At 50.1% G+C, this 7,238-nt stretch carries 10 protein-coding genes; all 10 read left to right on the forward strand.

Annotated features, from left to right (window positions below):
- Positions 1 to 230: 230 nt before the first annotated feature.
- Positions 231 to 569: a phage head closure protein gene (locus tag ACJHXA_RS23270; RefSeq protein ID WP_208482547.1), complete on the forward strand. Its 339-nt coding sequence runs from the start codon at positions 231 to 233 to the stop codon at positions 567 to 569.
- Positions 566 to 1,015: an HK97-gp10 family putative phage morphogenesis protein gene (locus tag ACJHXA_RS23275; protein ID WP_095522796.1), complete on the forward strand. Its 450-nt coding sequence runs from the start codon at positions 566 to 568 to the stop codon at positions 1,013 to 1,015. The genes ACJHXA_RS23270 and ACJHXA_RS23275 overlap by 4 nt, the downstream gene beginning before the upstream one ends.
- On the forward strand, positions 1,012 to 1,356 hold the full coding sequence (locus ACJHXA_RS23280) for a DUF3168 domain-containing protein (protein WP_063084496.1): 345 nt from the start codon (positions 1,012 to 1,014) through the stop codon (positions 1,354 to 1,356). The genes ACJHXA_RS23275 and ACJHXA_RS23280 overlap by 4 nt, the downstream gene beginning before the upstream one ends.
- A gap of 59 nt (positions 1,357 to 1,415) precedes the next feature.
- Positions 1,416 to 2,120 carry an immunoglobulin domain-containing protein gene (locus tag ACJHXA_RS23285; RefSeq protein WP_023908871.1) on the forward strand — a complete coding sequence of 235 codons (705 nt, stop codon included), beginning with the start codon at positions 1,416 to 1,418 and terminating at the stop codon, positions 2,118 to 2,120.
- A 14-nt stretch (positions 2,121 to 2,134) separates the two neighbouring features.
- The gene (locus ACJHXA_RS23290; protein WP_021543568.1) at positions 2,135 to 2,506 is read left to right on the forward strand and encodes a phage tail assembly chaperone; all 372 of its coding nucleotides are present in this window, start codon (positions 2,135 to 2,137) and stop codon (positions 2,504 to 2,506) included.
- A 23-nt stretch (positions 2,507 to 2,529) separates the two neighbouring features.
- On the forward strand, positions 2,530 to 2,808 hold the full coding sequence (locus tag ACJHXA_RS23295) for a DUF4035 domain-containing protein (RefSeq protein ID WP_208482584.1): 279 nt from the start codon (positions 2,530 to 2,532) through the stop codon (positions 2,806 to 2,808).
- A gap of 58 nt (positions 2,809 to 2,866) precedes the next feature.
- Positions 2,867 to 3,208, forward strand: a complete 342-nt coding sequence (locus ACJHXA_RS23300; protein WP_021543566.1) for a zinc ribbon domain-containing protein — start codon at positions 2,867 to 2,869, stop codon at positions 3,206 to 3,208.
- A 45-nt stretch (positions 3,209 to 3,253) separates the two neighbouring features.
- Positions 3,254 to 6,496, forward strand: coding sequence for a phage tail tape measure protein (locus ACJHXA_RS23305; RefSeq protein ID WP_208482583.1), 3,243 nt, complete (start codon positions 3,254 to 3,256; stop codon positions 6,494 to 6,496).
- On the forward strand, positions 6,489 to 6,830 hold the full coding sequence (locus ACJHXA_RS23310; protein ID WP_096261936.1) for a phage tail protein: 342 nt from the start codon (positions 6,489 to 6,491) through the stop codon (positions 6,828 to 6,830). The genes ACJHXA_RS23305 and ACJHXA_RS23310 overlap by 8 nt, the downstream gene beginning before the upstream one ends.
- The coding region (locus tag ACJHXA_RS23315; protein WP_283512374.1) for a phage minor tail protein L at positions 6,830 to 7,238 on the forward strand (409 nt) is incomplete at its 3' end. The genes ACJHXA_RS23310 and ACJHXA_RS23315, both read left to right, overlap by 1 nt.

Below are 7,238 nucleotides of genomic sequence, written 5' to 3' on the forward strand. Positions count from 1 at the left end.
GTCTGCGTTTCTCCGGTCCTAAGACATCAATCATCTGCTCTCCAATGACTAGTCTAAAAACTAGTATTAAGACTATCACTTATTTAAGTGATATTGGTTGTCTGGAGATTCATGGGGCCAGTCTAGTTGGCTACTGGTACGAGAACAGGGAAATGCAGGATGCTGTACCTGATTTTTTCTATACCGGACTCCGAATGTATCGGTTTCATCCCGGAACGTAGGAGGATTTCATGCAGGCAGGAAGATTACGTGATCGCGTGGTTATTCTGAATATTACGACCTCCCGTACCCCTTCCGGTCACCCGGAGGAAACCCTGAAAGAGGGGGCTACGGTATGGGCAGAGGTTAAGGGGATCAGTGGGCGGGAACGTATATCGGGCGGTGCGGAAACCGCGCAGACAACAGTAAGAGTCTGGATGCGATTTCGGCGCGATGTGACGGCCGCCTCACGTCTGAAAGTGCTGACCGGGGCATTCAAGGGAGCCATTCTGAATATCGACGGGCCGCCGATCCCGGACGCACGATCCTCCGGGCTTGAAATACTTTGCAGCCAGAGAGGTGGAATGTGACGGATTTTAGTCTGGATTTTTCTGGCCTGGCGGATATTGCAAGAGATCTGGAACTTCTCAGCAGAGCAGAGAGTAATAAGGTGCTTCGCGATGCCTCCCGTGCCGGTGCAGAGGTTATCCGGGGGGCGGTTATTGACCATGCGCCAGAGCGAACCGGAAAACTGAAGAAAAACGTGGTTATTCTGACTCAGCGTTCACGGCGTCGTGGTGAAATTATCTCTGGTGTCCACATTCGTGGGCGGAATCTGCGAACCAGAAACAGTGATAACAGCATGAAAGCCAGCGATCCGCGAAACGCGTTTTACTGGCGTTTCGTGGAGCTGGGGACTATCAATATGCCTGCCCATCCGTTCATTCGCCCGGCCTTTGATATGACAGAGGAGCTGGCAGCACAGGTTGCCATGAAGCATATGAATCAGGCTATTGATGGGGTGCTGAGTAAATGAGAGAAGCCACGCTGTATGCTCTTCTGTCCAAACTGGCCGGAGGGCAGGTTTATCCTTATGTGGTCCCGCTGACGGAGGGAAAGCCTGCGGTATTTCCACCATGGCTGGTGTTTTCAGTGGTGTCTGACATCGCGTCTGATGTGCTTGATGGTCAGGCTGAATCCAGAATCACAGTGCAGATTGATATCTGGGCAACGGCTCCTGATGACGCAGATGATATCCGTGAGCAGGCGCTTGATGCGGTAAGGGAACTGGCACCATCCGTTATTTCTAAAACTCAGGGTTATGATCCTGATTCCCGTCTGAGCAGAGCTACGCTTGAATTTCAGGTAATTGCCTGAGGTCGTTAATGATTTTACCCACCCGCCGCTGGCGGGTTTTTTATTTTCAGGAGACGAGTATGTCCTCTAATTTTGAACGTTCTCAGCAGACCAAAGTCATGATCTCGTCTGCACCGGTAACGGCAGAAACGCTGAGTTCTGCCAGTTTTCTTGAACTGAGCTGTACGATTAAAGAGGTTCAGTTTACCGCCGGGCAGAAACAGGATATTGATGTCACTACGCTGTGTTCTACCGAGCAGGAGAATATCAACGGTCTTGGGGCTGCTTCAGAGATTTCCATGTCAGGAAACTTTTATCTCAACGCTGCCCAGAACGCGTTGCGTAGTGCTTATGACAACGACACCACATACGGTTTCAAAGTTATTTTCCCGTCAGGAAATGGATTTACCTTTATGGCAGAAGTTCGCCAGCATACCTGGTCTGTGGGAACCAACGGTGTTGTTGCTGCCACATTTTCCCTGCGCCTGAAAGGAAAGCCCTCTCTGACCACTGAACCTTTGAAACTCCTCTCTGATTTGAAAAGTACACTACAGGTTTCTGCCAGTGAAACGCTGAATATGTCTGTTGAGGCATCAGGTGGTGTGCCTCCTTATTCATATGTCTGGAAGAAAGGCAGCTCTCCAGTTTCCGGGCAGACATCGGCAACTTTCAACAAGGCCTCCGTGACATCCGGAGATGCCGGTGCGTATACCTGTGAGGTTTCTGATTCAGCAAGCCCGATTAATAAGGTGACCTCCACTTCCTGCACCGTAACTGTCAGTTAAGGAGGATGAAATCTATGTCTAAAAATATCCGCAATCTGGCACTGGCGACGATGTCTGGTTTTCGCCACAAAACAGTTGATGTTCCTGAGTGGGAAGGTACAACGGTTGTATTACGGGAACCCTCTGCAGAAGCCTGGTTACGTTGGCAGGAGATCGTTAAAACCGGAGATGATGATACACCGTTATCAGTTGCGGAGCGTGCCCGCCGAAATCTGGAAGCGGATGTTGAACTGTTCATCGATGTTCTGTGTGATACCGGGATGCAACCCGTGTTTTCAGCGGATGATCGGGAGCAGGTACTTGCAGTATATGGTCCGGTACATGCGCGACTGCTTCGTCAGTCACTGGAACTGATCACTGATGCTGAAGTTATTAAAAAAAAGTAGCACTTCCGGGTATTCGTTTTCTGATGATGCTGGCGCTCAGGATGGGGCGCACATTGTCAGAGTTACGCCGGGAAATGTCTGCATCGGAAATCATGATGTGGGCAGAATTTGACAGGATCAGCCCGCTGGGTGACGAGCGGGCTGATATCCGGGCTGCCCAGATAGTTTCTGCAGTTTACGGGGCGCAGGGTGTCAAAGTTCCACTGAATGAAGCGATTCTTCAGTGGGAGGTCGTTCCTGCAAATAATATTAAAGAACCGTTCACAGCGTTTGAAAATGCATTATTTGCAGCGACACAATGATCTTCTTACTTTACTGGATTATGATTCCGATTTTTATTAAGTAAATAAGGAGATATTGATGGAAGTTATTCTTATTGCGCTAGTCCTGGGGTTAATTCCGGCTATTATCGCGCAAAGTAAAGGGCGTTCATTTTGGGGATGGTGGATATACGGAGCCTTACTCTTTATCGTTGCCCTGGTTCATTCACTTGTAATCCAAAAAGATGAAAAAACGCATGAGCAACAAATGGTGAGCAATGGCATGAAAAAATGCCCTTACTGTGCGGAGTTGATCAAAGAAGAAGCCATTAAGTGTAAGCATTGCGGTAGTGATTTAACACATAACCCTGATAGTACCGTTTCGCAAAAAACGGATGATGAATATCTTGAAGAAGCAAGGCGTAAGGCTGGGCTTCTTTAAAAGCAAAAAACGCTTCGGCGGTTTTTTTTTGCCTGGAGAGCGAGAATGGCGTCACTACGCGAACTGATTATAAAAATCTCGGCAAATTCGCAGTCATTCCAGTCAGAAATTGCGCGAGCTTCACGTATGGGACAGGAGTACTACCGTACCATGCAGAACGGAGGTCGACAGTCTGCAGCTGCATCCCGTGATATGCGGCGAGCACTGGCAGAAGTGACCGAGCAGATAAATACGGCGAAGTCTTCGGCAATGAATATGGCTGGCGCATTTGCCGGTGCTTTTGCCACTGGACATCTTATATCTCTTGCGGATGAATGGAGCTCAGTAAATGCCCGTCTGAAGCAGGCCACGCAGTCCAGCGATGATTTCCAAGCATCACAGCGCGAATTAATGGCGATCAGCCAGAGAACGGGTACTGCTTTTGCTGATAACGCCAGTCTTTTTGCACGTTCGGCTTCTTCCATGCGGGAATATGGTTACAGGTCTGAGGAAGTACTGAAAGTTACCGAGGCCATTTCTACAGGATTGAAATTGTCCGGAGCCAGTTCTGCGGAAGCCAGCTCGGTGATCACTCAGTTCAGCCAGGCACTGGCGCAAGGGGTTCTGCGCGGTGAAGAGTTTAATTCAGTAAATGAAAGCGGTGATCGTGTTATTCGTGCTCTGGCTGCAGGAATGGGGGTTGCCCGTAAAGATCTGAAGGCAATGGCGGATGATGGAAAGCTGACCGCCGATAAGGTTGTTCCTGCACTGATTAGCCAGCTTGGTACGCTGCGGGATGAATATGCAGCCATGCCTGATACCGTATCATCCTCTGCAACCAAAGTTGAAAACGCCTTTATGGCCTGGGTTGGTGGTGCGAATGATGCCAGCGGTGCAACGAAAACGCTTACCGGAATAATGAATGGTGTTGCGAATAATATTGATACGGTTGCCACGGCGGCGGGAGCTCTGGTTGCAATTGGTGTAGCCCGATATTTTGGCAATATGGCGTCTTCTGCGGGCTCTGCAACTGCCGGGTTAATCACTGCTGCCAGAAACGAAGTGGCTCTTGCTGAGGCACAGCTCAGAGGGACACAGATAGCTACAGCCAGAGCGCGGGCGGCATTGTATCGTGCGCAGCAGGCGGTTGTGGCTGCCCGTGGTACAGAAAAACAGGCTGCAGCAGAAGCGAAACTGGCAACCGCACAGGCTTCACTTACCCGTAATATTGCTGCCAGAACAGCGGCACAGGCAACGCTGAATAACGTTACGTCAGTTAGTAGTCGGTTGTTAAGCGGTGCTCTGGGGCTGGTTGGTGGTGTGCCTGGACTTGTCATGCTGGGGGCGGCGGCCTGGTACACAATGTATCAGAACCAGGAGCAGGCCAGAGAATCAGCGCGTCAGTATGCCGCAACAATCGACGAAATTCGCCAGAAAACGTCTGCAATGTCACTTCCTGAAGCGGCAGATAATGAAGAAAAGACGCGGCAGGCTCTGGAGGAGCAGAACAGGTTAATTGACGAGCAGAAAAGTAAGATTAAATCCTTACAGGAAAAAATTGCTGGCTATCAGTATGTCTTGGCAAACCCGGGCTGGACAACCGATAACGGTTTTATGATTAACCACATGACGTCGGTGAAAACTGTCACAGAAGGGCTTGTAGAAGCAACAAGTCAGCTTGCTGTTGAGCAGTCCCGACTTTCCGGAATGCAGGAAAAAGCCCAGTCAATCCAGGATGTGCTTGCCGGGCTGGAAGAACGACGAGTGGTGCTGATCCGCCAACAGGCAGCGGAACAAAACAAAGCATATCAGTCATTACTGATCATGAATGGCCAACATACCGAGTTTAATCGTCTTCTTGGGCTTGGTAATGAATTACTTCAGCAGCGACAGGGGCTGGTGAATGTACCGTTACGGCTGCCACAGGCTGCGCTGGATGATAAACAGCAGAACGCGCTGAATAACACTGAGCGAGAGCTGACCTTATCCCGTATGAAGGGGGAAGCGCGTGAGCGTACTCGTCTGGGCTATGTAGCGGATGATCTCGGTTTTGTGGGGGATGCCTATCAGACGGCAAGGCAAACTTATATCAACAACGCGCTGGAAGCATGGCGTAACAACCAGGCGAATAAGCCAAAGGTACGTGGTGGAAAATCGGAAGCAGAAAAAACGGAAGATGCTTATAACAGACTGATTAAACAACAAAAAGAACAAATAGCACTGGCAGGACAGAATACTGAACTGGCTAAGATGAAATACCAGGTCAGCCAGGGCGAATTATCAACCTTATCAGAAGTGCAGAAACAAACCCTTTTACAGAATGCAGCACTCATCGACCAGAAAAAAATTCGTGAGCAAATTGCTGCTTATGAAAGCAGCCTGGCGGACAGTAACGCCAGTGTCAGGGCATCAAATGAGGCTCAGTTGTTAGGGTATGGAGACGGAACACGAATACGTGAGCGGCTTCAGGAAATGTGGAACATCCGACAGGAGTTTGAGCAGAAAAATAATGAGTTGCTGAGACAGTACCAGACCGGAGAAATCGAAGAAGCCCTGTGGAAACAGGAAAAAACGCTGAATGAAAAATATCTGGAGGAGCGTCTCAACGATCAGCAGGATTATTATGCAAAGGCCGATGCTTTACGCAGTAACTGGAATGCTGGGCTCAAAGAGGGGCTGACGAACTGGGCAGACAGTGCCACTGATTATGCTTCACAAGCGGCAGATGCGGTCGTTTCCACTATGGATGGTCTGGTTTCAAATATTTCTGAGGCACTGGCCGGAAACGTTGTGGACTGGAGAAACTGGGGGAGTTCGATCCTTCAGGAAGTTTCAAAAATCCTGATGAACGCGGCCATTGTTAACGGGCTGAAATCACTCTCCAGGACAATGTCGGGAGCGAGGGGATGGATTGGTAGTGTTGGCGACTGGCTTTCCGGTGCAGTAGCGAACGCAAAAGGCGGTGTTTACACATCGGCAAATCTGAGTGCTTACAGTAACACTATTGTGGATACACCGACGTATTTTGCTTTTGCGAAAGGTGCCGGGCTGATGGGCGAGGCCGGGCCTGAAGCTATCATGCCACTGACACGGGCAGCGGACGGCTCTCTTGGGGTCAGAGCCATTGGCAATGTGAATAGTGGCGGGGGGTTTGTTTATTCTCCCGTGTATCACATCAGTATTCAGAATAAAGGGAGCAATGGCGAGATAGATACGCAGTCAGCTAGGGGGCTGGTGGATCTGATCGACAGCAGGGTTGTGTCAATTATGCAGTCATCACGTCGGGACGGAGGATTATGCAGTGCCTGAGTCTGAAGTTTTTAACTGGCTCCCCCGCGAGGGGATGGAGACGACACGAAAGCCATCTGTTATTACGGTAAAGTTCGGTGACGGATATGAACAGCGACGGGCTGGTGGTCTGAATGCGGATCTGAAAACGTTTAAACCGGTATTTCGGGTCACAGATGAATATTCCCGCGCTGCGCTGGACAGTTTTTTATCCCGTCATGCCGGGATGCGTGCTTTTTTGTGGCGTCCGCCAAAATACAACAGGACCGTCCGGGTTGTCTGCAGGGAGTGGAGTATTTCGGATAATGCCATGTATACCGATTTTAACTGTACCTTTGAAGAGGTCACTCACTGATGCAGGATATACAGCAGGAAACACTCAATGAGTGTACAAAATCGGAGCAATCCGCGCTGGTCGTGCTCTGGGAAGTCGATCTGACAGAGGTCGGCGGAGAACGTTATTTTTTCTGTAATGAGCAGAACGAAAAAGGTGAGTCGGTCACCTGGCAGGGGCGACAGTATCAGGCGTACCCTATTCAGGGAAGCGGCTTTGAGATGAACGGCAAAGGAGCCAGTGCAAGACCAACGCTGAAAGTCTCTAACCTGCACGGCATGGTCACCGGGATGGCGGAAGACCTGCAGAGTCTGGTCGGCGGAACGGTGGTCAGGCGTAAGGTTTACGCCCGTTTTCTGGATGCGGTGAACTTCGTCAACGGAAACAGTGACGCCGATCCGGAGCAGGAGGTGATCAGCCGCTGGCGCA

This window comes from Escherichia sp. WS33 (assembly GCF_046486385.1).
Taxonomy (GTDB): domain Bacteria; phylum Pseudomonadota; class Gammaproteobacteria; order Enterobacterales; family Enterobacteriaceae; genus ECMA0423.

Coding starts and splice junctions, on each gene's coding strand:
- ACJHXA_RS23270 (WP_208482547.1), top strand. CDS start 231: ATGCAGGCAGGAAGATTACGTGATCGCGTGGTTATTCTGAATATTACG.
- ACJHXA_RS23280 (WP_063084496.1), top strand. CDS start 1,012: ATGAGAGAAGCCACGCTGTATGCTCTTCTGTCCAAACTGGCCGGAGGG.
- ACJHXA_RS23285 (WP_023908871.1), top strand. CDS start 1,416: ATGTCCTCTAATTTTGAACGTTCTCAGCAGACCAAAGTCATGATCTCG.
- ACJHXA_RS23290 (WP_021543568.1), top strand. CDS start 2,135: ATGTCTAAAAATATCCGCAATCTGGCACTGGCGACGATGTCTGGTTTT.
- ACJHXA_RS23295 (WP_208482584.1), top strand. CDS start 2,530: ATGATGCTGGCGCTCAGGATGGGGCGCACATTGTCAGAGTTACGCCGG.
- ACJHXA_RS23300 (WP_021543566.1), top strand. CDS start 2,867: ATGGAAGTTATTCTTATTGCGCTAGTCCTGGGGTTAATTCCGGCTATT.
- ACJHXA_RS23305 (WP_208482583.1), top strand. CDS start 3,254: ATGGCGTCACTACGCGAACTGATTATAAAAATCTCGGCAAATTCGCAG.